Source organism: Hoskinsella mucinilytica, assembly GCF_045223415.1.
In the GTDB taxonomy this organism is placed as follows: domain Bacteria; phylum Bacillota_I; class Bacilli_A; order Erysipelotrichales; family Erysipelotrichaceae; genus Hoskinsella; species Hoskinsella mucinilytica.
The window spans coordinates 1-24,012 of the sequence record NZ_JBEQZJ010000042.1; the positions used below are offsets into that span (position 1 = coordinate 1).

A 24,012-nucleotide genomic window follows, 5' to 3' on the forward strand; every position below is an offset into this window, starting at 1 on the left:
TCAATGATTTCACCTCGTATCTTTCTAGGCTCGCTATATAGAAATGGCCCTTACCTATCTACATACGTAAAACAGGGGTGAAAATCCTAAATTTTATTCAAATCTTTTTTAAAATTAGAAATTCTTCTTTATTTTCGTTCAATCTGTAGACAAAAACATCATCTATCAACTACCTACTCACCCATATGAAAAAAGTGATCATATACTTATCATATGTCACTTTATTTTGATATATTGGCTAATCTATCATCTAGATATCTTGTAACTTCATGTTCTATTTGTTGGATATCTTGCCTTGTTTTCGGCAACAAAAATGTAAAACGATGTAACATAGCTTGTATCCACTGTTGTTTTTTGATGATGCGTAGACCTGTTGCATAATGAAAATCATAAACCAAAGCAATATGTGAACATAACACATCTCCAGGAGTTTGTCGCAAAGAAGCAAGAATCGTATGATGCTGTAAGAACTCCTTCTTTACGGTATCACTAATGGTCGTTTGACACATTTCTTTTTCTTGACACATAAACAATACTTCACAACTATTTTCATTATTCACACGAAGGATATCGGTTTTATCAGCATCTCGAATGATGCTTGCCTGAAGGAACGCCTCTTGTGACAAACCCTCTTCTATCTGAAAACGATTATGATTGGATATTGCATCAAAAATGATATCATCGTATCCTTGCTCTACAAACAAACGAATTCTGTTTTGTTCCTTTAATATCTCGATTCCCAATTGTGCATGATCCACACTATCACGATCAATAAAGGTATGATAGCGTCGCACTTGTTCGAATCGACCGATATCATGTAATAGTCCGATTAATGAAGCCAATTGAATTTGTTCATCACTTAGATGAAGCTCTTCGGCAATCATTCTACTATAATTCATAACTTCATAAGTATGTTTGATTTTTAAAGCAATCCGCTCATCCTTTGTATCATAGGATTGAACATATTGTGCAAATGCCTTTTTGGCCTTTGGTAAATCAATCATATAACAACGCTCCCTTTTTTCATTATGATACCAGCACTCAATAAAGCCAATCCTTCCGCAAAGGTCACACTTAGCCAGATTGCTTCAATGCCAAAACAGAATATCAATACGGTCATACTCACTGCGACAAATACAAATCCTTTTAAAACAGCAAGCAATGTTGAAATTTTGCCTCGTTCAATCGATTGAAAATAATACATGATCATTGTAATGATTGCGGTAAATAGAAGAGATGAAAAATACAATCGTATACCAATCGCAGATTGTGCAATTAATTTGGTATCACCATTGGCAAACAACGTTGCTACTGCTTGCGGTGTGAATAGAAAAATAACATAAACGATCAACGCAAATCCAGATGCAAATAAGATACATACTTTTAATGCTTCTTTCACACGTTCCATATTTCGTGCTCCATAATTGGCAGATATGATTGGTTGTATTCCTTGTGCAAATCCATTTAATAAACCCTTACATACATAGGCGATATTGGTCACAATTGCATAACTTGCCAAAAATAATTCATCTGCTAAGTGAAGGATCACAACATTAAATAATAAAATGATTGCGCCGGCACTGATTTCCATAATGCCACTTCCTAAGCCGTTGCTGAAGATTCTTTTCAACATCAATACCGAAAAACAATCCTTGGTAAAATGTACCGTATTGTTTTTCTTGATGAAGTGAAAAGATACACCTATGACTGTCAAAAAAGGTGAAATACAGGTCGCAATGCTTGCACCGGTTAATCCCATCTTAAATATCATGACAAATACATAATCCAATACCATATTGCTGATATTCCCAAACAACATAGCATTCATTGCGAGCTTTGGGGCATGATCTGCACGAATCAAGATACTTGCCGCATACATAAGGACAAAGGCGAAAGCACTGACATTGATGGGACCCATATATAATTTTACATAAGGTAATAAACTTTCACTACTACCAAGTGCATAAGCAAAAGGTTCTAAAAATATGGTACCGAAAACACTGATCAAAATGCCAATGACTCCCATACATACAACACTCAAGGTAAATGCTTGATTTCTTTCTTCCATATGATGAGATCCTTCAGCCACTGCCATAACGGTAGCTCCACCTACTCCAAAGGTTAATCCAATCGCAGAATAAATCGTAAAAATAGGCATAGCGATATTCAAAGCTGCAAGTCCCACACTGCCTGCACCTTTTGAAATAAAATAAACATCAACAAGACAATATAGAGAATTAGATAACATTGCGACTAAGGTTGGGATCAAATAGGATAAATACAACTTAGGAATGGAACCGGTCAATAATGATCTTGTATTCATATATCCAGCTCTTTCTGTATTCTTTTTAAGATCATGGCACATTCATCTTTCTTTTCATTGGTAAATACGCAGAAAAATTGATGAATACCTGCTTTTTTGATATCTTTTATATCCAGTATACGATCATATCCTTGTTCTTCTAATAAATGCATGCGACATTCTCTATCCATCAATAATGGAAATTTACGTTTCTTTTTATCTATCAACATATATTCATGTTGCCTACATAAACCACAGTTTTTCTTATCACTATCTTTTATGGTCGCATTGATCGGACAATACTCACTGATCATCAATTCTCTTTTACCATATATGACATATCCGAATTCTGCCTTTCCAAATTGCGTTTGATAATGATGTACAAGTTGGATACAAGCATCCTTATCCAATTCCAAAGATGGCAGTACACAGGCAGCATGATGTTGAAACAAAAAATGTGCCGCAAATCGATTGGTTACATTCAAAGAAGTATCATAGTAATGGTTGATACCTTCCTTTAAACTGCCAAGTTCTTGTGATAAAGCCGGTTCTTTCACTTCTTCTTGTTTCATCACTCTAGGTATTCGATACATCACATTGGGATTTTCTTGTTTTATTTCTTCATAAAGTGTACGATCCGCAATATAAAGATGAGCATTGCTCCTGCAAGCAATTTGATATTGTTCCCTATTATGAACCACGATATGAAGACTCATTTCTTTCTTTTCTACTTCAATGTCTTCTGCCTTCCAAGGTAAGATTCTTCTGTTTTCATGATGAATCGCTCTTTGTGAAGCAAGCATATCCAAAGCTTCTCGACGCATTTTATTGACTTCTTTGATCGGCATGATGGCATCTTCCTCAATGGTATCGTAAATATCTACGATATCAAAAGGCGTATCTTTGCTTTTACGTAACTGTTGGTGAATACGTTCAGCATCTAATGGTGTTTTCAATGCTTGTTCAACCATACAGCTTCCAACAATTTCTACACTATGATGATCCTCATCAAATACACATAGGATCGGTGGCTGTCCTTTTACCATGACAAAGCTTGCGGATATTGCTACTCTTCTTTGATAGCCTTGATAGGTTTCCTGTAACTGTTTTAATTGGTGTGTATCGCTTGTCTTTAATACGATAGCACCTTCTTTGATACCATGAATGCGATCAAGCTCGATTATAGTATTTGATGTTCCATGATTGACCAATAAACCATTTTGATAGATTCGATTCACACGAAATCCTTCATCCTCTACCTCATGCAGTATACGTATCCCATCGCCTTGAGAAAGCTCTTTGGTTAATTGGATGCTCATTTTATCCTTTGTTAATTTGATGATACGTCCAATCTCCACTCCCATATGATTGGGTCTAATGGGATTCATTAAAGCACTTCCCATTGCGTGAAAGATATGACCATCAGTAAAGCCACGATGAAATAACTTTTCCATTTGTTCTAGCATATCCTCGTGAACTTCAAATGATTGATGCTTTTCATGTGCATCAATTGCCTTGCGATACAATGCCACCATATAAGCCACATATTCCGGTCGTTTCATTCTTCCTTCAATTTTAAAGGAAGCAACACCTGCATCTATCAAAGCAGGTAATTGTTTCAATGTATTTAGATCCTTTGGACTTAGGATATAATCTCCTTGTGAAGAAACCTTATGATAGCCATCCTCTTCCTTTTGATATAACCCATATTGCATACGACATGGCTGTGCGCAAGCACCACGATTTCCTGATCGATCAAACAAGACTGAGCTCATCAAACATTGACCCGAATAAGACACACATAATGCGCCTTGTACAAATACTTCTAAATCTACACCTAGCTTTGCATAGGCTTGAATTTCTTCGATCGTAGTCTCTCTTGGTACCACTACACGTTTGACCCCTTTTTCTTTCAAAAATTGAATTCCTTGAGGATTATGTACATGCATTTGCGTAGAAGCATGAATTTCCATATCAGGAAACTGCGTTCGAAGGATGGATAACAACCCTAAATCTTGTACGATCAAAGCATCTACATCAATATTTTGTAGATAGGTGATATATGCGATGACACGATCCATTTCTGTTTCATGGATGAGTGTATTCACTGTTACATAGACGTTTACTCCATAGATATGAGCATAGCGGATTGCTTCTTTTAGATCTTCTTTTGAAAAATTATGAGCAAAGGCTCTGGCGCCAAACATTTCACCCCCTAGATAAACAGCATCACAACCGTTTTGTACTGCTGCATATAGAGCTTCCATAGAACCGGCAGGAGCTAATAATTCAACTTTTTTCATATCTTCACTTCCTTTGCTTTTTTACGTTTTGTAATTCCTTTGGTAATCGTGGATACTAACAGAATTCCCAATACCAGTGCCCCTGCAATCGTGATGGTTTCCAAACCAAGAGTCAATGCATCTATGACCTTGCCTTGAATGGCCGCAAGCATCGTACGATACATTCCTCCTCCCGGAACCAGTGGTATCAAAGCACAAATGATATAAGTAGTTACCGGTGTATGTGCAATCCTTGCCAGTATTTCTGAATATAAGGAAATACATATCGATGCGATAAACATTGCGCTTAAATCACTGGCACCCATATCGAAACATAACTGATAAACGATACCACCCAAAGAGCCACCGATGGCAGCCAAAAACAAATTCTTTCCCTTGATATTAAATAAGATGCCAAAGCCTAAGGAGGCAATAAAAGATCCGATCGTGATTTCTAACATATCACATACCTCCCTTAAATTTCATACTGATGCTTAATACAAAACCGATACCGACTGCAATCGCAACTGCGATCAGAAATGCTTCGGTTGTACGAGAAACACCTGATAAATAATCCCCTGCCATCGTATCACGTACTGCATTGGTAATGGCAAGACCCGGAACCAATAACATGATACTACTGATGATGACGATGTCATGATCGATCGAGGCATCAAAATATTGAAACAATAAAGCCGCAACGGCTGCCAACCCTGAGGTCAAAGCATTGGTAAAGAAAACATTCCATTCTCTTTTCTCCAATATAAAGCTTACACTTTTGATCAACATACCTATGATAAATGCGACAATAGCTTCCTTCCATGTTCCATGGAAAAAGATCGCAAAGCCAAATGCACTTAAGGCTCCGAAAAACAGAGTTGTAGAAAACCGATATCTAGGTTCCTTAGCGATAGCCTTTAATTCTTTTGATATCTCGTCAATGCTATAAGCATGTTGTGTTGCTCTTCTGGAAAGATCGTTTATTTTATCAATACAGTTTAAATCAGTACCCCTGCTTTTCACACGTAGTACCTTCGTGACTGTTTTTTGATCAACGGTGATAGAGAACATGATACCTGTGGGTGTCACAAAGCTTTGGGCATCCTCTACCTCATGAAAACAGGTACATAAACGTACCATGGTTTCTTCTACACGATATATTTCTGCGCCACTTTCAATCAGTAGTTTTCCCGCAAATGCCGCTACATCCAATAAATGATTGGTATCCATGAAATCCCTCATTTCGTCCACCACAATAGTATAGTGCATTTTATGGAAAAAGGAAATGAACAAACCTGATTTTTTTTACTTTTATATTGTTGATTTTCATTATAATTTTACCTTTTGCCATCTTTGGTCTATAATATAAAAAGACAAGGGGATGGTAGTATGAAAAGAAGTGTCATGATCATCATGAATCCTAAAGCAGGGAAAGGCAATGCAAAAACCGCATTGTTTACCATTTGTGATCGATTTTGTGCCATGCAGGATGAGGTACATGTTTATGTTAGTCAATATCCATCCCATGCAATGGTTTTAAGCCAAGAACTCGGCTCATATCATGATATCCTTTTATGCATTGGCGGTGATGGTACATGGAATGAGGTCATAAACGGTGTTATGTCGCTACAAAAACAACCACTTTTGGCATATCTTCCAACTGGAACCGTTAATGACTTTGCTTCTTCCTTAAAAATGAGTAAAAATCCGACAACGCTTATGGATCATATCGAAACCTATACCCCTTTTGCTTGTGATATCGGTGATTTTAATCATCAACGCTATTTTACCTATGTTGCGGCATTTGGCTTATTTACCGATGTATCCTATTCCACCCCTCAGCGTTCCAAAAATACCTTTGGCAAAATTGCTTACTATCTGGAAGGAATCAAACAATTGGCTAGTATCCCTCGTTATCATATAAAGCTACATGTCAATGATGAAGTGATTGAAGATGACTATATTTTTGGGTGTATCTCTAATTCCAAGTATGTCGCAGGTTTTACGACCGTTTCCACAAAAAATGCGCAAATGGATGATGGCTTATTTGAAATTCTTATGATACGTACCCCAAACAATCCTTTGGATGTTCAAGTCATCATTGCCGCCTTATTAAGAAGAGAGGTCAATCATGATTGGATGTACTTTACTACCGCAACTTCCTTAACCATAGAATCTAAAGAAGCGATTCCTTGGACCTTAGATGGTGAAGAAGGCGGAAGCACCTTATCCGTGGAAATAGAAAATAAAAGCAAGGCAGTTACCATTTTGGTATAGTCGCCTTGCTTTTCTTATTCAATCACGATAATCATCCATTGAAATTAACTTTTCCGAATTTATCGCTGTTTTTCTTTTTCCCTAGTTTTTTATCTAATGCTTTCGATCTCGGTTGTGTTTTCGCCGCTCTGCTTTTCTCTAATAATGCTTTGGTATCTAGTTTCTTTTTCTCACTCATGTGATTCACTTCCTTCCACAATGTTACACAATTCTCTTAAATCTGTTATCTCATGATCGATCACAAGACCTTTGTCATTCTTGCTTTTTTCAGGATTAAACCAACACGTATGAATACCGGCATTGATACCTCCTTGTATATCAGAAGACAAACTGTCACCAATGATCAATACACGATCTTTATCTTTTGGTTGGATATGCTGAAATACAACATCAAAATATTCTTTTTGAGGTTTTTGATATCCACATTCTTCTGAGATAAACAACTTTTTAAAATGCTGATCTAATCCTGATTCATTTAATCTTCGATATTGCGTTGCACTTACACCATTGGTTACGATATATAAATCGTGCTTCTTTTTCAACTTTGTCACAACATCCATAGCATGTGCCATCAAATCATGACCTCTACCCAAGGCAGCTTGATAATCATCTTCAAAAGCGACACCATCTACTTTTAAGCCAAATTCAGAAAACAACTTATCGAATCGAGTATAAATGACAGTATGTCGATCAATAGATCCTTCTTCATATGCTTTCCACAATTGATGATTCAATTTTTGATATGTCTGTTGTATTTCCTCATGAAAGGGAATCTTATATTTTTCAAAGGTACCTTTTAAAGCCTGTTTCTCTGTGGCATCAAAATCCAACAAAGTACGATCAGCATCAAATAATAATATATCATATCTTCTCATGTTATTCTCCTATATGTAAATAAACGCCTTATGTGCCTTAGAATGCCAATCTATCGTACCATAAAACATAGGACTCTGACAAATAATTCTGTAAACATTGTATCCTATTCCTATTACATTACCAAAGCTGGAAAGAAAAACAGTAGAATCGCTCTACTGTTTTCTAAAATCCACCAGGTCCGCCTCTTCCCATATCACCTCCATGACCACCTTGCCCCATACCCCCGCTTGATACGGTTGAACCACTATCTGAAATGCTCATTGTCATACTTGATAATGTGAAATCACATAAGGTTGTTTGATTTTTCAAGGTCGGTATCAGATATACCTTTGTATCCGTTTCACCATTTACACTTCCACCGCTTGTTAAAGTATAAGTACCGTTTTGTACCATATTCGGTGTTGAAATCACGATATTATTAAAGGAAATAGAAGGAGCATAGGCTAATAATGCCTCATTACCATCTAATATAGATACTAATGTATTTGCTGATTGTATGGAAGAATAAGTAATCATAACACTTGGTTGTGAACTTGATGAAGATGGCATTTGTGCCATACCAGACATTCCTACAGCTATTAAGGTACCTCCCGTAATTTCGCAAGTACCATCATAATCTAAAGCACCATTACCGTTATCTTGTGGTCCATCGATCGTAACAATACCTCCTGTGATAAAAAGATCACCATTAGAATCTAAACCATCTCCATCGGCACGAACATAAAGATTTCCTCCATTTATCGTTAAACTTATATCACTATCAGAAGAAAAACTATTTTCTCCTGGTCTTCCGGATATGGAGCTAGCATCATTTCCACCTGCGGCATTGAAACCATCATCACTTGATACCACCTGAATCGTACCATCATTTACAATAACTTCACTCGCTTCAATACCTTCATAACTTTTTTGAATATCAATCTTACCTTGATCAATGGTCAATGTTGCATCTGCATGCATACCATCATCTCCACTTTGAATCGTATAGGTACCATTCTTGATCAGCATAGACGCATTACAATGCAAGGCATCATCACTTGTATTAAGTTCATAGGTACCATTTGATATGATCATATCCTTACCTGCCTTGATTCCCTTGGCACTTGTGGTATCCTCAGTTGATACGTTTTGATTAGCTGGACCCCAATTACCCCAGTCAGATTTTGTAGAAGCATGTTCACTTCCTCCACCACATGTAATGGTGAACGTACCCTGTACTATTTCTAAATAAGTTTCGGCTTGAATACCATCTTGATTTGCGTCAATGTTAAATTCCCCGGATTGAATATACACCCAACCCTTAGTTTCCTGTGTATCTTCACTAGCCTGTAAGCCATCTCCTTGTGCATGGATCGTAAAGCTACCATTTGCAATCGCAATGCCATCCTTTCCTTTCAATCCATCATTAGCGCTATCGATCTCATAAGTACCATCGGTTATGACAAGCTCGTTTTTAGAAAAAATACCATGATTTCCATTTCCTGTTACCTGTAAACTTCCACTACCTGTGATCGTCAAATCATCCTTAGAAAAGATGGCAGCATTAGGTTCTTCCTTTTCTGCATCTTCATACGTATCACTTTTGGTATCAACAACTTTATTTTCACTACCTTCTGCCAAAATCAAAATGGTCTTATCGGCTTGTTTCACATAAATTGCACTTGTGGTTGAAGAGGTAATCGATGCTTGTTTTAATACGATTCTAACCGTATCTTTCTTGGATGCCTCTACAACGATTTGTCCATCTGTTAAGGTACCTTCCAAAACATAAGTTCCTGCACTTTGAATCGTTACCACACTACCTGATGCACTTGCTCCATCTCCATCGATTTCGATACCGGTATCTTTCAACAAAATACTGGTTGCACTATCATCATAAGAGTCATCAAAATCCTCCTCTTCAAATTCATAATCAATATTGGTAGTGCTTGTATTCGATACGCTTACTGATTGGATCTTCGTTTCTTGTTCTTGCTTCTCTTGACAACCGTTCAAACAAAGCATAAGAAACAATACCATCACCATACTTACAGTTTTTTTCATTTGTTCACATCCTTACAATTCTTCTTTATTTACCTGTAATCTTCCACAAATGATATTTAGATTACCATTTCGACATCTCAATTCATCTATCATTTCTTTTTCAACGATATCTTTACGTAAATGTATATGATAATGTAATTCATACATACTGCCCATATTGGTTGTTTTTACCTTCAACAATTCTTGTTTGGTTGTATAATGTTGAAAGATATCATCAAATACACCTTCATAATCCAATGTTTCGGGTATGGTGATTTTTAACTCTTTTTCTAAAAGTTTTGGACTTGCGAAATCACTACGATATAATAAGATACTAGCACCACCGATGATGATAGCAATGATTGCCGCAAATACAAGATATCCCATACCGGTTGCCAAGCCAATCGCCATAGATAAAAAGATCGTACTGATTTCCCTTGCCCCTCCTGCCACACTTCGAAAACGAACAAGTGAAAAAGCACCAACCACAGCAACACCTGTACCAAGATTACCATTGACCATCATGATCACAACTTGAACGATCGCAGGCATTAAAACTACAGTAATCACAAAACCTTTATGATAAACATTACGATACATGTACACAAATCCGATCCATAAACCACATAGCAAAGATACTATGGTACAAATCATTAAAGTAACAGGCCCCATAGCAGCTGTGTTACTCGCTATTACACTTTCTAACATCATTTATCCTCCTATTTTAACTGCATCTACTAGATGCTCCTTATAACATGTTCCATATTTCGAAAAAGAAATCGGATATATCTGTATCTTATTTAAACAATTAGACAGCCAAATAGGCATTGCCATCGGTAATTTGATTTCCATAAGTACCTTATCTTGTGGTAATAATCTTTGTCCTTCATCTCCATACAAAAGATCTACTTGATCTTTACGCCATCGAAGATCAAAGTCAAAGGTGATTCTTAATGTATCCTCCTCTTTTCCAAAATAAGCCATTCGATCATACGCAATAAATGTCTTTTGATCTGGATGATACCGATTGATAAACCAATCGATTTCCTTTAAGATCTGCGTTTTATATCTACATTGTCCGGTATTGATATAAGTGATTGCCAAAGCATAAGGTAGACAAACTCTTCTTTTATACACGATACCATTGACTTTTTTCTTGAGCTCTAGAAACACATCACCATCTTCTTTTGGAATACCATAACTTCGGATTCTTAGTTTCTCTTTGTAACTGGGTTTTTCAATTGAAGTACGAATCAGTTCATAACTATCTGTATCATAATAAATATTACATATGGTATGTTTGCCATAACAATCTAATTCCATATATGGCTGAAGTTCTAATAACAATTGTTGATATTGATCGTATGTTAACAGATATTTTTTCTCATAACGTTGAAAGACATATTCCGTTTGTTTCATTGACTTCACCTATCCTTTACACCCTCATTATAGCGGTCAAACCTTAAAGTAATCTGAAATCACAGTTTCAGCTTATTTTCAGCTTTCTTTTCTAAACTTCATGTATAATAAAGAAAGAAACGAGGTGTAATGATGCAAATATTGATTGTAGAGGATGAAAAAAATCTTGCGGAGGCATTGCGTCAGATCATGCAAGAAGAAAAATTTCAGACAACCATTGCCTATGATGGTGAAGATGGTTTGAATTATGCATTAAGCGATCTATTCGATATCATTATCTTAGATATCATGTTGCCAAAGAAAAATGGGTTTGATGTCGTAAAAGAACTCAGAGAACATAAGATAGAAACACCGGTCTTGATGCTGAGTGCTTTAGATGAAATTCCGGATAAAGTCAAAGGCTTAAATGGTGGTGCTGATGATTATATGACCAAACCATTCGTACCAGCAGAACTTTTGGCACGTATTCACGCATTGACTAGAAGAAAAGGTGAAGTGATCTTAGAAGAACTGTGTTATGAAGATTTAAGTCTACAACTTTCTACTTGTGAATTATATTGTCATGAAAAACATATTCATCTTGGCTATAAAGAATTTGAAATCATGAAACTATTGTTACATACACCTAATCGAATCCTTAGTAAAGAAGATATCATCATTCAGGTATGGGGAAATGACAGTGAAGCAGTAGACAATAATGTAGAAGCTTATATCTCTTTTCTACGTAAAAAACTATTTTATTTAAATAGTAAGGTGTCGATCAAAGCATTTCGCAGACTAGGCTATCGCTTAGAAAGGAATGCATCATGATTGCAAAGTTAAGAAGGAAATTTGTATTAGTGACAATGACTTGTGTCACGTTGATTCTGTTTATCGTTTTTGGTGTTTTATGCTATAGCAGTTATCATCGTATGGAAACCGATACCCAGCAAACACTTGAGCGAGCATTGATGGATGATCGAAAAGAACCGGAAGTACCGAAACTTGAATTCGGTAAGGATAAAGAGAAGAAAGAGCCTGATTCCCATCATACCTCTTTTACTGTTTATACAGATGCAAGCGGACAAATTCTTTCTATCCATTCCTTCAATGTTGAAGTAGATCAAACAAGTTTACAGACCCTCATTCAAACCCTATTTGAACAGCAACGTATCCAAGGTGTCCTAACCGATCAAGAGCTTCGTTATCAAATGAAACAAACAGCAAATGGATATACCATTGCTTTTGTGGATATCAGTAGCAATCATGATGATATGATGTCTTTACTCTTTACTTGTATGATAGCTGGTGCCGGTGCTTTTATTGCTTTTTTGATCCTTAGCATTCTTTTATCCAATTGGGCATTGCGTCCTGTTGAAAAAGCATGGATGCAACAAAAGCAATTTGTTGCGGATGCTTCCCATGAACTAAAAACACCGATCACTGTCATTCTTGCTAATTCGGATATTTTATTATCTCATCCCCAAGATACCATAGAAGAACAAAAAAAATGGATGCTTAGTATCCAACAAGAAGCCCAACGAATGAAAAAGCTTGTAGAAAACCTTTTATTTCTTGCGAAAAAAGATGCACATAAATTGACCATAACTTTTACAAAGCTGAATTTTAGTGATATCATCTGGAGCTGTATTCTACCTTTTGAATCGATTGCATATGAACAAGGCATTCATTTGCATAGTGAAATCGATCCAAACCTTTATCTGCTCGGTGAAGAATCCCAGTTAAAACAGCTTATGATGATTTTTCTGGATAATGCTTGTAAATATACACCAAAGAAAGGTAAAATCGATGTGTTATTAAAACAACATGGCGATAACATCATTTGTACGATTCATAATACTGGTAGTTATATCACGAAAGAAGAATTGCCTCATATATTCGAACGATTCTATCGCTGCGATAAATCCAGACTTCATGAAGGTGGCTATGGATTAGGGCTTTCCATTGCGAAAACCATCCTAGATGCACACCATGCTCAAATTCAAGTAACCAGTAATGAGCTTGAGGGTACTAGCTTCCATCTTCTTTTTCCAATATATCACATATAAATTTCACTTGTAGTCTTTTCTTCCTTAGGTTATAATGAACACCTGAGCGAGGGATATCATATGATAATCAAAGACAAAGAACTATTAACGATCATCCAAAATACATTAAATGAAATCGATGAACGATTGATCAATCATGGGTTTCGTGTAGCCTATTTATTAAGAGAAATGATGCTATATGATGGTAGCTTCTCTGACAGGGAGATACGTGATATGACCATGGCAGCAATGCTCCATGACATCGGTGCCTATAAAACAGATGAAATAGACTCCCTATTACAATTTGAAACCAAACATATATGGAAACATGCCATTTACGGATATTTGTTTTTAAAGCATTTATCGCCTTTAGGTGATCTTGCTGATGTTGTTTTATATCACCATGTTGCTTATCAAGATTATCCTAACTACCCAATCAAATATCAAAAATTAACACAACTTTTAAGTATTGCAGATCGTTTGGATGTGTTTCTGATACGAAATCAAGAGAATTTACACTATCATATAGCTGATTTCCCTACATCCCTATATGACCCTGAACTTACCAAACAAATGTGTTCCCTTATTCAAGAGAAAAATCTATTGTCCAATATGTTGCATAAACATGATGAACAAAAACTCTTAGATGTTTTACATTTCAATGAAGCAGAAATAAGAGCATATATACGAATGATCAGTTTTTCTATTGATTTTCAAAGCAAGCATATGGTTGCACATACCATTACTACGACCAGTATAGCCACATCGATTGCTCATCTGAATGGTCTATCTCCTTTACAAATTCAAAACATAGAATATGGGGCATATCTTCATGATATCGGAAAGGTCGCAACACCTGTTTCAATTTTAGAAAAACCAGGAAGGTTAACTGCAACGGAAATGGATATCATGCGCCAACATGTGGTACATTCTATCCATATACTGAAAGATACGATCGATCCTGTAATCGTAAATATTGCCGTTCGACATCATGAAAAGCTTAATGGAAAAGGCTATCCTTATGGTTTGAAGGCAAGTGATCTCACATTAGAAGAACGTATCCTTGCTGTTGCGGATATTTTTAGTGCACTTAGTGGTAAACGAAGTTATAAACATGCTTTTGACAAAGAAGCTATTTTAAATATCTTACAACAAATGGCAATAGAAGGTGCCATCGATGCGGAAATCGTAAATCAATGTCATCAACATTTTGACTATATTATGGAACAAATTCAAAAAGATTGTTCCAAGTTGTTAGCTATCTATCAAAATATTGAAACGGAATATCGACAATTACTACATACATTTAAATAATGTTTGAGGAAATGGTTTTGATCGTATGATGATCGTATGATGAACTGCAATTTCACAATTTAGGCTGTACATAAAAAATATGTTGTGCTATAATAAATTCGCTTTCAAAAGCGATATGCCGACTTAGCTCAGCTGGTAGAGCAACGCACTCGTAACGCGTAGGTCGGGGGTTCAAGTCCCTTAGTCGGCACCATTGAAAGAACAAGCCTTGTAAGAGGCTTTTTTTGTATTTACTTTACTGTTTGGTGTAAATCACTAGAATAAAACATGCACCAACAAAAAAACTCCCATCAGGAAACAGGAGTTCAGTTTCAAATATCGCTTAATTACAAGTTATCACTGCATCAAAATCCAAGATGAACTTGCATTCACAATTAGTTTTTTTAGCTTGAATTTGACCATTCATTTTTTTCATCATCTTATCAACTATGGTCAAACCTAATCCCGAAGATCCTTTTGATCTTGATACGTCTTGTACATAAAAGCGATCAAAAATTTTATCTATATCGATGTCATCGGTAGGTAAAATTCCATTGATAAAACAAATCCGATGTTCTCTTTGTGTGATTTTTATATAAGCATAGCCATGTTGTAAAGCATTATGAATCAAATTCTGAAAAACACGTGTCAAGAGTTCTTCATTTGCATAAATCTCTATATTCTGATTTTCAAAGATAATAGAAGGTTCCATATTCTTCTCATGGAAGTCATGATAGAAAGATGCCAATACCTTACATAAGATAGGATATGGTTTTCGTATCTCTAAATCAATCCGATAGTCGTCATCATTGAGCTTTGCATCCATAAATATATTTTCTAACATTCCCTGAAGCATTTGAAGACGATAAGAAATGATTTCCAAATAAGCACTTCTTTCTTCTTCGCCTTCACTTTCTTTCAATAGCGTTAGATATCCTTGCATACTTGTCAAAGGTGTACGTATATCATGTGTGATACCGGATAACATCCTTTGCATTTGTTGATCTTTTTGAGCTAAGGCAAGGCTATTTTCAGAAAGCCGAACAAACATTTGATTTAATGTTTGTTCTAGTTTCTGAATTTCTTTCTGTTTGGCAGAACTAGTCATTAGAAATTTACTCTGTGTTTTCAATTTATAGGTAAGTTGCTTTTCTAAATCATCCATTGTATGGCGATACTGTAATAATCTCATAGACAAAAATATGGCAACGAAGCTAAGTATGACAACAATGAACAGCATATTTCTTACCTCACTTTCATATCACTGAATATCTTTTTTCTGTATCCAATAAAAACTGATTCCATTATACAATATCACATAAAATAAAGACATTACAATGGTTCTCACACCGATATCTGTGGAAAACTCAAGTGGAAGACTTGTCAACAAATATGATAAAGAATATTCAAATATATCATAATCACCAATGAACATAATGATCACACCAAGACAAATCACGAAAGAGAGAATAATACCAATAACTTTATTTTCACTTAATTCACTGACCATAATCAATAAACTACAAAATGCAATATTCACAAGCAACCAGATTACAATATACACAAAGAAGTTTATATCTATTCCCATAGAAAATCCATGAATGAATAAAAAACCAAATAGTGTAAAGGATAACAAAGATACCATCATCGCAATCACTAACATGAATAAAGATACTACTAATTTAGACACTACTATGGCTAATCTATTGGATTGCATCATGACCGTATTTTTGATAAAGCCATGTTGATATTCATTACAAGTAAATATAACCAAATAAATGCCAAAAACAAGAGGTAGATAGCTTTTACCAAACACTGCAAAAAAATCAGCAGTAGTATAAATATTAACATCCACGTTCATATATAATCCTTGTAAATATTCTTTATCCAAAACATTACCAAACGTTCCTTGCATTTGGGCTTGATTTTGTGAGTTGACAATGATACCGAACATAACAAACAATGCTATCAAACAAATATAAAAGCTTTTACTTTTATACAATCGCTGAAGTTCCATTTTAGTGATATTCAGCATGATCATCACCCCCTATCTGATGTAAAAAATAAGATTCCAAGCTTTGTTTTTCTTTATATATTTGTGAAATCTTAATGCCTTCTTTCATAAATACATTCATGACTGCTTCTGTAGTAATATCATCATAAATCCATATCGCTTGATCATGTACTTCATAGTCCTTCACAAGAAGTTTTTGTTCTATCAATGCACAAGCTTTCGTTAGATCATCCAATATAAGAGTGATATGGGATCTACATTTTGATTCTAGCTCTTCTCTACTAAGTTGCTCTATTAAAACACCATCCTTGATCATCCCATAACATGTCGCAATTTTACTCAATTCCTCTAAAATGTGGCTACTAATGATGATGGTCATACCTTTTTCTTTATTCAATGATTGAATGATATCACGCAATTCACGTATTCCTTCGGGATCAAGTCCATTAATAGGTTCATCTAAAATCAATAGATCCGGATTCCCTAACAATGCCAAAGCAATACCTAAGCGCTGTTTCATTCCTAACGAAAATGTTTTGATTGGTTTCTTCTTAGCCTGATCCAGATGCACTAATGTTAAAATTTCTTGAATTTTCGATGGATCATGCAGTCCGATTCCGGTAGCTTTTAATTCCATATGATCTTGTGCATTGAGATTTGGATATAATCCTACTTGCTCTACTAACGCCCCGATTCTACGATTCTGATAAGCCAAAACTTCATCTTCTTGAAATAATCGAAAAGATCCTTCACTAGGTGTTACCAATCCACATAGCATCTTTAATGTTGTTGATTTTCCTGCACCGTTTCTACCGATAAAACCATAAATTTCTCCTTGTTTTATCTTCATATTTAAATGATCTACCACCATCGTATGTTTATATGTTTTACATAGATCAAAAGTTTCTACAACATAAGTACTCATACCTGTACCTCCTTTACGCTCTATATATTACCAATGACAGTTTCAAAAACTATCAAGTAAATGACAAGAAAGTGTAAAGAACTACTATGATTCAAACATTTTAAAACCAATTCCCCATACTGTCTGAATATAGTCTTTTGTATCATATTTTCTAATTTTTGATCGGATGTTGCTGATATGAGTATTGATGGTTCTTTCATCACCATAATAGGTATCATTCCAAGCATATTCATAGATTTCTTGTTTAGTATACACTCTATCCGGATGTTGAATCAATTGTTCTAAAATTAAGTATTCATGTTTGGTCAATGAAATCTTTTCTCCTTGAATAGACATCGAATATGTATTGGGATCAAGCTTTAAATTTTGATAAATCAGTGGTTTTGCTTCCTTATGATTTCTTTTTCTTAACTGAACCTGTATTCTTACCAACAGTTCTTCTAACTCAAATGGTTTACAAATATAATCATCAGCACCAGAGCTTAACACATCAACCTTGCTCGATAATGAATCCTTGGCAGAAAGAACAATCATCGGTATATCATTGCTTTTTCTTACTTCCTTAATGACCTCTTCGCCACTTTTTCCAGGTAGCATCAAGTCAATGACCATGAGATCAAAATGATTGCCCTGACATTGAAGGAGCGCTTCCGTTCCTGAATAAGCTTGAACAACTTCATAATGATGCTTCACTAAATACTGATAGATCATCTGATTGATATCAGTATCATCTTCTACAATTAATAATTTCATTTCCATCACACTCCTATAATATTTCTATTTTAACAAAAACGAATAGACGAATGCAACTATCCATAACGACGCTCCTTTATGAGTTGATTCTAGAAAGAAAACCCGCTATAATGCTAAATAGAAATCACAGGAGGCTATCTAATGAGGTATTATATCGCAGATTTACATTTTTTTCATATCGCATTGAACACAAAAATGGATATGCGTGGATTTTCAAATGTTGAAGAAATGAACGAATATATGATCAAACAGTGGAATAAAAAAGTCAGAAAAAATGACGAAGTCGTGATACTAGGTGATTTATCTTGGGGAAAAGCTGAAGAAACCAATGAGCTATTAAAACGACTTCATGGTACCTTATATCTGATTCAAGGAAATCATGATAAGTTTTCAGAAAGCAAACATTTCGACACTTCCCGTTTTGAATGGATCAAACCATATGTGGAGCTTTCAGACAATCATCGTAAGGTCGTGTTGTGTCATTATCCGATCATGTGCTATAACAAACAATATCGTGTAGATGAAGATGGCAATCCGAAAACCTATATGTTGTATGGTCATGTGCATGATACAACAGATCAACGCTTATTAGAACAATTTCAAGATATTACAAGAAGTACCATAATTACCACACCGGGTGGTGATAAAACCAACATTCCTTGCCATATGATCAATTGTTTTTGTATGTATAGCGATTATACACCCTTAACACTAGATGAGTGGATAGAATGTGATCAAAAACGCAGATCAAAAATGAACTAAAATAAAAAAAAAGGAAACATACTATATTTGAAATGTTTCCTTTTTTTATGGTCTACTACACAAATAAGCTTGTTTTCCACAATGAATGTGGAAAACTCTACATATCATTGTGGTAAATCAAAATTATGGTTGATGATTTCTTCTAATATAAAACGGTTTTCTTCAAAGGCGAATTTCAAAATACAGCAATTTCTTAATCTCTCACTCACATCTACCTTTGCGAACTGTTCCCAATATCGCATAAATTGTCGGCAAGAAGCCCCATGTGAAACTGCCAAAACGACATGATGATCATCCTTTTTCATAATTTCCATTAAAGTATCCGCAACCCTTTGTCGTAGCTGTAATTCCCCTTCACCACCATATGGCACAAAAAAGTCACCATAAGGTAAAGACGGATTCAGATCTTCACTTTCTCCTTCAAATTTACCGAAGTTCCATTCCCGCAATCCCTTAACTCTTTGATAAGGCATATCACAAACTAACTCCAAGGTATCACATGCTCGCTCTGAGGTAGAAGCATAAGCGTGATCGAATACCACTCCTTTATCTTTTAAATAAGCCCCTGCAATCTTTGCCTGTTTGATACCTAACTCTGTCAAAGGAGAATCACAAAAGCCTTGAATTTTTCTTCTTACGTTGAACAAAGTCTGTCCATGGCGCATCAAATATAATGTTTTTTTCATTTACCTTTCATCCTTTCATAAAGATATCATACTCCTGTGAGCTTACTCTAAGGCAAGCTTTTTTTTGAAAAAAGACGCATATTGCGTCTAAAAGGTTGAGGTATCTATCAAACAATCACAATGTTCCTTTATTGAGAATGTCTGAAAATAGGTTTCCTCCATAGGGATCCATTCTTGTACAAAGCGCTCATATAAATACGGGGATCTTTGTTTTAATCGCTCTTTTTGTATATCAAAACAACAATTCAAAAAAAGCTTCATGGTCTTGACGTTTTGAAAGTAAGGATGATGTGCATAACTGCCTTCTAGCACGATATAAGGATAAAATGGTATGTGTATCGGTGCGAATAACTTTTTTTCTTTACAATCATAGGGACGATAAACAATTTCTTTTCTATTTTGAAAAGGAGCTAAGATTTCTTGATAACAACGCTCATAATCCACATTACCACCCGGCTCACAAAGACGATCCTTACTTTTTAAATGCGGTGGTAAAAAATAATCATCCATATGAAACAAAGGCAAATCAAATAATTCTTGTAGTAAAATAGCAAATGTACTTTTCCCACTTGCACAAGGTCCATCGATTGCAAAACATAACTGTGATCTGCATTTGAACATTTCATATACCTGTTTTATCATCGGAAAAAAATCTACATATTCCTTTTTGATCACACGATAGTGTGGTTGATATCGCTGGCGATAATGTTCACTATGATGGATTCCTTGTCTCAATTTTTCTTTTTCCAAGTCCGATATACCATTAGGTATTTGATTCAAACATGCATCAAAAAGTTCTTCTTGTGGTATCGCATATGTTGCACTCTTGATAAATAAGATATTCCATAAAGGAAGATCCTGTTCTTTCATCATGGATAGCGGTACTCGAACATAAAAAGGTCCGATTTGTTGTACATGTTCCTGTTGAGTTACCATTTTCTTTTCTATTTGAAGAAACTTCAAGCTTTGATCTTCCTCTTCTATCATATGAGCCGGTCCCAAACATGCCTGTTGAATAAATTTCAGCTGATCCTCTCTTCTCCATTCCGGATGAAGCTTTTGTTCCAGCTTCCATGCCTGTTGCATATCCATCATGGTTTAATGAGCTGTCTTCATCAAAACTTTATGACTGACCTTATTCAATAGCATGACAATGGAAGGTAAAAACAATAGCTGTATCACGATACCTGGAAAAGCTGTCACAAAGGCGGTACCAATGAAAATAGACATCGAATAACTTCCTGCATGAAATACCAATGCATTTAAAATGCCATAGACGATTCGACCGGCTATCATAGCCGTCAATAATTGAACATAGACGGAAGCAAGCTCGTTTTTAAGTTTTACTTTTCTAGCCATAAATCCGGATATTGCCCCATAAACAGCAAGCTCACAAATCATACCAGGCAAAATCGGAGCCGGTGGCATTCCTGTTAAGATACTAGAAAGGATGGGCACAAGAAACCCACATAACAGACCAAAATAAGGACCACATAATAACCCACACAAAAGCACAGGAATATGCATTGGCAAAAAGATACTACCTGCATTGGGAATGACATGAAATGCCATAGGAAGCACAAGCCCTAAGGCGATACACAAAGCACAAAAAACCATATTACGAATATTATGATTCATAACAATCTCTCCTATCTTCTACATAATCAAACAAATTAAGTATAAAGCAATTCCTGTATGATGTAAACTTGTATACAGTTTGATTCGCATGATATAGTGTAACAGTTGAAGTGCACTTCAAGTCAATAGATATTTTAATTTTATTCTAATTTTTTATAAGATGCGATAAACATGATAAAAAATAACAATGAATATTGCAATGTGATAAAAAGTAGGATATAAATAAGAAGACAGTCATACTCAAGAAGGTGATGATAAAATGAAACGTAAAATTTTAATTGGTATCGGTGTATTATGCTCCATTCTTGCATGCTTTTTTATTTGGCGAACACGTAGCCGTAATTATCATGTAACCTTTACCAATCCCCATCAAGAGGAAAAAGAAGTGAAACAAATCAAGGTCGGAACCTATAATACAAAATTATTAGATCAAGGAAATGGATTAGAGCGATTTGCAAATGAAATGAAAGAACTTGATTTAGATATCTTGGTTGTTCAAGAAGTAGATCAACATGCTAGAAGAAGTGGAAATATCAATATGGTAGAAGAAATGGCGAAAGTAGCGGACTTTCCCTATTATCATTTTTATCAAACTATGTGGATCCTTGATGGCTATTATGGTATTGGTATCCTAAGCAAATATCCGATCAATGCGGTTACTTCTACCCAATTGCCAACTCATTTTTTAAATGAACCAAGAGTATTTGCACAAGCTGACATTGATCTTTGTGGAAGAATTCTTCATGTTTATCACACTCATTTAAGTTTCAAAGAACGTGATGTAAGAAAAGAACAGATTGCTTCTATTTCCAAGGAAATAGAAAATCAAACAGATACCATATTTTTAGGAGATATGAATACGTTTCAGGCTTCCGATTTTTTTGAAATTGATGGTATGACCTCTATTAACAAAGCAAACGATCCCTATATCACTTTTAGAGATTTTGGTTTCCCTGATAATATTTATTATTCTAACAACCTTTCTTTACTTCAAGCTCAGGTAATACCTTCTACATTCTCTGACCATAATCTATTTTATTGTGAGCTAAAACTTTCTTGAATGCCTATATCCAAAAGCATATTTACAATTTATGATTTCATAAAAAAGCCTCATTTGTTTGAGACTTACGCATGATCATTGTTATTGTTTTTTTAGCCACTCTAATACATCTTTTAAAAGACCTTTTTCTGTATCAACTACGCCATCATCTCCTATTTGATGATCTTTTACTAGAAAGGTTTTCATTTGTAAGGAAGCTGCAGGTATCATATCCTCTGATACATCATTCCCTATCATGACACAATCTGCTTGCGAAATATTACATTCCTTACATATTTCCTCATAATAAGCAGGGTTTGGTTTACAGTAATGAGAATTCTCATACGTAGTGATATAATCAAAATCATCTTCTGTTAAACCAATCCAACTAAGTCTGGTTAAAACCGCCTGCTTCGGAAAGATAGGATTGGTAGCTAACACTACTTTTTTCCCTAACGCCTTTACTCCATGGACGATTTCTGCCGCTACATCATTAGGCGATGTCGCAACCTTTGCTTCATGAAATTCACTTTGATAAAACGACAACAGTAAGGTGTTTAATTCTTCCTTAGAATGTTTCATCTTCTGTTCCATGATTGCTGAAAAACCATTCCAAAAAGCTTGTTCATTACTTAATGAACCATCGTTTTTAACCATATGTTTCAAACCATTCCAAACACCTTGTATGGATGCTTCTGCATCATAACCTAGTTCTAAAAATTTCTTACCTAATAGGTTTAAGTAATAATGTGTAAAATATTTATTATCCATTGGCAACAAGGTACCATCTAAATCAAATAAAACAGTATTTTTCATTTTGATTCCTCCATACAGTGCTTAGAATACCACAAAGTAATTGGATAATCAAACAAAATATTCATCTACAAAATGCAAAATCCGATCCTGAGTTTGGGCAAAGACTTCATCAGGAACATCCTTTACCTTTGCCTTTTTATTTTGTCGATAAATGCCTCGTATGCTTCCTTTTACAAAATAACCCTGATAACTAAAAGTAAAATCCGCAAAAATATCCACAAGAGAATCCTTCTCTGAACTACTTCGATAAAGAATCTTTATTAAGGTATCATGATGTGTAATCTGCGTTTTTACGATATCATCATCTGGTTTACTACGACGAGGGCTTTTTAAATGTTGCTTTTTCTCACCTATTTTTACATAAACACCATCAGCCATAAATTCCAGACGATTTGCTTCAGACCCCATCCATTGATACCCAAAGGAACAACGATTCGCATTTTCTTTAAGTTTATCGAACTTTAAAGGATACTGTTCAAAATGTTGTTGAAGCGCATCACATGCAATTTCTTTTTTTCTAACTCTTCCCGCTTCAAAGAAAAAGAGGACGATAAGTGCAAAAACAATCAGCCCGATCAAGATATATTTTCGCTTCATATGTCAGCTCCTCTCTATACCATTTATAATATAATTTTACCATAAAACAAAATAAAGTTGCTGAAAAATAATAAAACTGACACGAAAAGCCATATTTTAGTACGAAACAATAAAATATCATCTCTTTTAGACAAATCATAAAAGATGTATAAACGAGTTTTTTTGAAAGCGCATATCCTTTATTGACGATTGTTTCATTTTGCAATATCCTTTACAAGTAAAAAATGACCAATCGTTATTTTTAACACGAAAGAGGGTGTATGTTTGCAAAATAAAATGCTTTT

General features: G+C 35.2%; 25 protein-coding genes and 1 tRNA gene. 7 read left to right on the top strand and 19 right to left on the bottom strand.

Annotation, left to right across the window (positions count from 1 at the left end; genetic code table 11):
- Window positions 1–221: 221 nt before the first annotated feature.
- Genes UGRO018_RS14150 through UGRO018_RS14170 form a run of 5 tightly spaced genes read right to left on the bottom strand, consistent with a single transcriptional unit; the run spans window position 222 to window position 5,814 of the window.
- Window positions 222–1,004 (bottom strand): HD domain-containing protein, encoded by a 783-nt coding sequence (locus UGRO018_RS14150; RefSeq protein WP_416327144.1) that lies wholly within the window; start codon window positions 1,002–1,004, stop codon window positions 222–224.
- A complete protein-coding gene (locus UGRO018_RS14155) occupies window positions 1,001–2,323 on the bottom strand; it encodes an MATE family efflux transporter (RefSeq protein ID WP_416327145.1) in 1,323 nt (440 codons plus the stop codon). Before UGRO018_RS14155 ends, UGRO018_RS14150 begins: the two co-directional genes overlap by 4 nt.
- Complete coding sequence (locus tag UGRO018_RS14160; protein ID WP_416327146.1) at window positions 2,320–4,605, bottom strand: U32 family peptidase; 2,286 nt, start codon at window positions 4,603–4,605, stop codon at window positions 2,320–2,322. The genes UGRO018_RS14155 and UGRO018_RS14160 overlap by 4 nt, the downstream gene beginning before the upstream one ends.
- The gene (locus tag UGRO018_RS14165) at window positions 4,602–5,045 is read right to left on the bottom strand and encodes a threonine/serine exporter family protein (RefSeq protein ID WP_416327147.1); all 444 of its coding nucleotides are present in this window, start codon (window positions 5,043–5,045) and stop codon (window positions 4,602–4,604) included. Before UGRO018_RS14165 ends, UGRO018_RS14160 begins: the two co-directional genes overlap by 4 nt.
- Before the next feature lies 1 nt (window position 5,046).
- Window positions 5,047–5,814: a threonine/serine exporter family protein gene (locus tag UGRO018_RS14170; RefSeq protein ID WP_416327148.1), complete on the bottom strand. Its 768-nt coding sequence runs from the start codon at window positions 5,812–5,814 to the stop codon at window positions 5,047–5,049.
- A gap of 159 nt (window positions 5,815–5,973) precedes the next feature.
- On the opposite strand from UGRO018_RS14170, the gene UGRO018_RS14175 reads away from it, so the two are divergent.
- A complete protein-coding gene (locus tag UGRO018_RS14175; RefSeq protein ID WP_416327149.1) occupies window positions 5,974–6,861 on the top strand; it encodes a diacylglycerol/lipid kinase family protein in 888 nt (295 codons plus the stop codon).
- Window positions 6,862–6,892: 31 nt separating this feature from the next.
- Here the strand turns inward: UGRO018_RS14175 and UGRO018_RS14180 are convergent, their stop codons facing one another.
- The 5 genes from UGRO018_RS14180 to UGRO018_RS14200 all read right to left on the bottom strand — a co-directional run bounded on the left by UGRO018_RS14180 (window position 6,893) and on the right by UGRO018_RS14200 (window position 11,178).
- The gene (locus tag UGRO018_RS14180; RefSeq protein WP_416327150.1) at window positions 6,893–7,039 is read right to left on the bottom strand and encodes a hypothetical protein; all 147 of its coding nucleotides are present in this window, start codon (window positions 7,037–7,039) and stop codon (window positions 6,893–6,895) included.
- A complete protein-coding gene (locus UGRO018_RS14185) occupies window positions 7,032–7,736 on the bottom strand; it encodes a YjjG family noncanonical pyrimidine nucleotidase (RefSeq protein WP_416327151.1) in 705 nt (234 codons plus the stop codon). The genes UGRO018_RS14180 and UGRO018_RS14185 overlap by 8 nt, the downstream gene beginning before the upstream one ends.
- A gap of 163 nt (window positions 7,737–7,899) precedes the next feature.
- The gene (locus tag UGRO018_RS14190) at window positions 7,900–9,780 is read right to left on the bottom strand and encodes a carbohydrate-binding domain-containing protein (protein WP_416327152.1); all 1,881 of its coding nucleotides are present in this window, start codon (window positions 9,778–9,780) and stop codon (window positions 7,900–7,902) included.
- 12 nt (window positions 9,781–9,792) lie between these two features.
- The gene (locus UGRO018_RS14195) at window positions 9,793–10,467 is read right to left on the bottom strand and encodes a DUF4956 domain-containing protein (RefSeq protein WP_416327153.1); all 675 of its coding nucleotides are present in this window, start codon (window positions 10,465–10,467) and stop codon (window positions 9,793–9,795) included.
- 3 nt (window positions 10,468–10,470) lie between these two features.
- Window positions 10,471–11,178: a polyphosphate polymerase domain-containing protein gene (locus UGRO018_RS14200; RefSeq protein WP_416327154.1), complete on the bottom strand. Its 708-nt coding sequence runs from the start codon at window positions 11,176–11,178 to the stop codon at window positions 10,471–10,473.
- A 132-nt stretch (window positions 11,179–11,310) separates the two neighbouring features.
- Here UGRO018_RS14200 and UGRO018_RS14205 point away from each other — a divergent pair, with 132 nt between their 5' ends.
- The 4 genes from UGRO018_RS14205 to UGRO018_RS14220 all read left to right on the top strand — a co-directional run bounded on the left by UGRO018_RS14205 (window position 11,311) and on the right by UGRO018_RS14220 (window position 14,712).
- Complete coding sequence (locus UGRO018_RS14205) at window positions 11,311–11,988, top strand: response regulator transcription factor (RefSeq protein ID WP_416327155.1); 678 nt, start codon at window positions 11,311–11,313, stop codon at window positions 11,986–11,988.
- A complete protein-coding gene (locus UGRO018_RS14210) occupies window positions 11,985–13,226 on the top strand; it encodes a sensor histidine kinase (RefSeq protein ID WP_416327156.1) in 1,242 nt (413 codons plus the stop codon). Before UGRO018_RS14205 ends, UGRO018_RS14210 begins: the two co-directional genes overlap by 4 nt.
- 60 nt (window positions 13,227–13,286) lie before the next feature.
- Window positions 13,287–14,519, top strand: a complete 1,233-nt coding sequence (locus tag UGRO018_RS14215) for an HD-GYP domain-containing protein (RefSeq protein WP_416327157.1) — start codon at window positions 13,287–13,289, stop codon at window positions 14,517–14,519.
- A gap of 117 nt (window positions 14,520–14,636) precedes the next feature.
- Window positions 14,637–14,712, top strand: a tRNA-Thr gene (locus UGRO018_RS14220).
- Between the two features lie 129 nt (window positions 14,713–14,841).
- Here the strand turns inward: UGRO018_RS14220 and UGRO018_RS14225 are convergent.
- The 4 genes from UGRO018_RS14225 to UGRO018_RS14240 form a co-directional block, all read right to left on the bottom strand.
- Complete coding sequence (locus UGRO018_RS14225; RefSeq protein WP_416327158.1) at window positions 14,842–15,738, bottom strand: sensor histidine kinase; 897 nt, start codon at window positions 15,736–15,738, stop codon at window positions 14,842–14,844.
- Window positions 15,739–15,759: 21 nt separating this feature from the next.
- Window positions 15,760–16,533, bottom strand: coding sequence for an ABC transporter permease (locus tag UGRO018_RS14230; protein ID WP_416327159.1), 774 nt, complete (start codon window positions 16,531–16,533; stop codon window positions 15,760–15,762).
- Window positions 16,517–17,437 (bottom strand): ATP-binding cassette domain-containing protein, encoded by a 921-nt coding sequence (locus UGRO018_RS14235; protein WP_416327160.1) that lies wholly within the window; start codon window positions 17,435–17,437, stop codon window positions 16,517–16,519. Before UGRO018_RS14235 ends, UGRO018_RS14230 begins: the two co-directional genes overlap by 17 nt.
- A gap of 84 nt (window positions 17,438–17,521) precedes the next feature.
- Complete coding sequence (locus tag UGRO018_RS14240) at window positions 17,522–18,190, bottom strand: response regulator transcription factor (protein ID WP_416327161.1); 669 nt, start codon at window positions 18,188–18,190, stop codon at window positions 17,522–17,524.
- Window positions 18,191–18,331: 141 nt separating this feature from the next.
- Between UGRO018_RS14240 and UGRO018_RS14245 the strand changes: the two genes are divergently transcribed.
- Entirely contained in the window at window positions 18,332–18,952 is a 621-nt protein-coding gene (locus UGRO018_RS14245; protein WP_416327162.1) for a metallophosphoesterase, read from the top strand.
- A gap of 104 nt (window positions 18,953–19,056) precedes the next feature.
- On the opposite strand, the gene UGRO018_RS14250 is transcribed toward UGRO018_RS14245, so the two are convergent.
- The 3 genes from UGRO018_RS14250 to UGRO018_RS14260 all read right to left on the bottom strand — a co-directional run bounded on the left by UGRO018_RS14250 (window position 19,057) and on the right by UGRO018_RS14260 (window position 21,276).
- Window positions 19,057–19,638 (bottom strand): histidine phosphatase family protein, encoded by a 582-nt coding sequence (locus UGRO018_RS14250; RefSeq protein ID WP_416327163.1) that lies wholly within the window; start codon window positions 19,636–19,638, stop codon window positions 19,057–19,059.
- 87 nt (window positions 19,639–19,725) lie between these two features.
- Entirely contained in the window at window positions 19,726–20,724 is a 999-nt protein-coding gene (locus UGRO018_RS14255; RefSeq protein ID WP_416327164.1) for a uridine kinase family protein, read from the bottom strand.
- A 12-nt stretch (window positions 20,725–20,736) separates the two neighbouring features.
- The gene (locus UGRO018_RS14260; protein ID WP_416327165.1) at window positions 20,737–21,276 is read right to left on the bottom strand and encodes an ECF transporter S component; all 540 of its coding nucleotides are present in this window, start codon (window positions 21,274–21,276) and stop codon (window positions 20,737–20,739) included.
- Window positions 21,277–21,535: 259 nt separating this feature from the next.
- Between UGRO018_RS14260 and UGRO018_RS14265 the strand changes: the two genes are divergently transcribed.
- Entirely contained in the window at window positions 21,536–22,336 is an 801-nt protein-coding gene (locus UGRO018_RS14265; RefSeq protein WP_416327166.1) for an endonuclease/exonuclease/phosphatase family protein, read from the top strand.
- Between the two features lie 81 nt (window positions 22,337–22,417).
- On the opposite strand, the gene UGRO018_RS14270 is transcribed toward UGRO018_RS14265, so the two are convergent.
- A complete protein-coding gene (locus UGRO018_RS14270; RefSeq protein WP_416327167.1) occupies window positions 22,418–23,131 on the bottom strand; it encodes an HAD family hydrolase in 714 nt (237 codons plus the stop codon).
- Between the two features lie 48 nt (window positions 23,132–23,179).
- Window positions 23,180–23,728: a hypothetical protein gene (locus UGRO018_RS14275; RefSeq protein WP_416327168.1), complete on the bottom strand. Its 549-nt coding sequence runs from the start codon at window positions 23,726–23,728 to the stop codon at window positions 23,180–23,182.
- Between the last annotated feature and the right edge of the window lie 284 nt (window positions 23,729–24,012).

Coding starts and splice junctions, on each gene's coding strand:
- UGRO018_RS14150 (WP_416327144.1), bottom strand. CDS start 1,004: ATGATTGATTTACCAAAGGCCAAAAAGGCATTTGCACAATATGTTCAA.
- UGRO018_RS14155 (WP_416327145.1), bottom strand. CDS start 2,323: ATGAATACAAGATCATTATTGACCGGTTCCATTCCTAAGTTGTATTTA.
- UGRO018_RS14160 (WP_416327146.1), bottom strand. CDS start 4,605: ATGAAAAAAGTTGAATTATTAGCTCCTGCCGGTTCTATGGAAGCTCTA.
- UGRO018_RS14165 (WP_416327147.1), bottom strand. CDS start 5,045: ATGTTAGAAATCACGATCGGATCTTTTATTGCCTCCTTAGGCTTTGGC.
- UGRO018_RS14170 (WP_416327148.1), bottom strand. CDS start 5,814: ATGGATACCAATCATTTATTGGATGTAGCGGCATTTGCGGGAAAACTA.
- UGRO018_RS14175 (WP_416327149.1), top strand. CDS start 5,974: ATGAAAAGAAGTGTCATGATCATCATGAATCCTAAAGCAGGGAAAGGC.
- UGRO018_RS14180 (WP_416327150.1), bottom strand. CDS start 7,039: ATGAGTGAGAAAAAGAAACTAGATACCAAAGCATTATTAGAGAAAAGC.
- UGRO018_RS14185 (WP_416327151.1), bottom strand. CDS start 7,736: ATGAGAAGATATGATATATTATTATTTGATGCTGATCGTACTTTGTTG.
- UGRO018_RS14190 (WP_416327152.1), bottom strand. CDS start 9,780: ATGAAAAAAACTGTAAGTATGGTGATGGTATTGTTTCTTATGCTTTGT.
- UGRO018_RS14195 (WP_416327153.1), bottom strand. CDS start 10,467: ATGTTAGAAAGTGTAATAGCGAGTAACACAGCTGCTATGGGGCCTGTT.
- UGRO018_RS14200 (WP_416327154.1), bottom strand. CDS start 11,178: ATGAAACAAACGGAATATGTCTTTCAACGTTATGAGAAAAAATATCTG.
- UGRO018_RS14205 (WP_416327155.1), top strand. CDS start 11,311: ATGCAAATATTGATTGTAGAGGATGAAAAAAATCTTGCGGAGGCATTG.
- UGRO018_RS14210 (WP_416327156.1), top strand. CDS start 11,985: ATGATTGCAAAGTTAAGAAGGAAATTTGTATTAGTGACAATGACTTGT.
- UGRO018_RS14215 (WP_416327157.1), top strand. CDS start 13,287: ATGATAATCAAAGACAAAGAACTATTAACGATCATCCAAAATACATTA.
- UGRO018_RS14225 (WP_416327158.1), bottom strand. CDS start 15,738: ATGCTGTTCATTGTTGTCATACTTAGCTTCGTTGCCATATTTTTGTCT.
- UGRO018_RS14230 (WP_416327159.1), bottom strand. CDS start 16,533: ATGCTGAATATCACTAAAATGGAACTTCAGCGATTGTATAAAAGTAAA.
- UGRO018_RS14235 (WP_416327160.1), bottom strand. CDS start 17,437: ATGAGTACTTATGTTGTAGAAACTTTTGATCTATGTAAAACATATAAA.
- UGRO018_RS14240 (WP_416327161.1), bottom strand. CDS start 18,190: ATGAAATTATTAATTGTAGAAGATGATACTGATATCAATCAGATGATC.
- UGRO018_RS14245 (WP_416327162.1), top strand. CDS start 18,332: ATGAGGTATTATATCGCAGATTTACATTTTTTTCATATCGCATTGAAC.
- UGRO018_RS14250 (WP_416327163.1), bottom strand. CDS start 19,638: ATGAAAAAAACATTATATTTGATGCGCCATGGACAGACTTTGTTCAAC.
- UGRO018_RS14255 (WP_416327164.1), bottom strand. CDS start 20,724: ATGCAACAGGCATGGAAGCTGGAACAAAAGCTTCATCCGGAATGGAGA.
- UGRO018_RS14260 (WP_416327165.1), bottom strand. CDS start 21,276: ATGAATCATAATATTCGTAATATGGTTTTTTGTGCTTTGTGTATCGCC.
- UGRO018_RS14265 (WP_416327166.1), top strand. CDS start 21,536: ATGAAACGTAAAATTTTAATTGGTATCGGTGTATTATGCTCCATTCTT.
- UGRO018_RS14270 (WP_416327167.1), bottom strand. CDS start 23,131: ATGAAAAATACTGTTTTATTTGATTTAGATGGTACCTTGTTGCCAATG.
- UGRO018_RS14275 (WP_416327168.1), bottom strand. CDS start 23,728: ATGAAGCGAAAATATATCTTGATCGGGCTGATTGTTTTTGCACTTATC.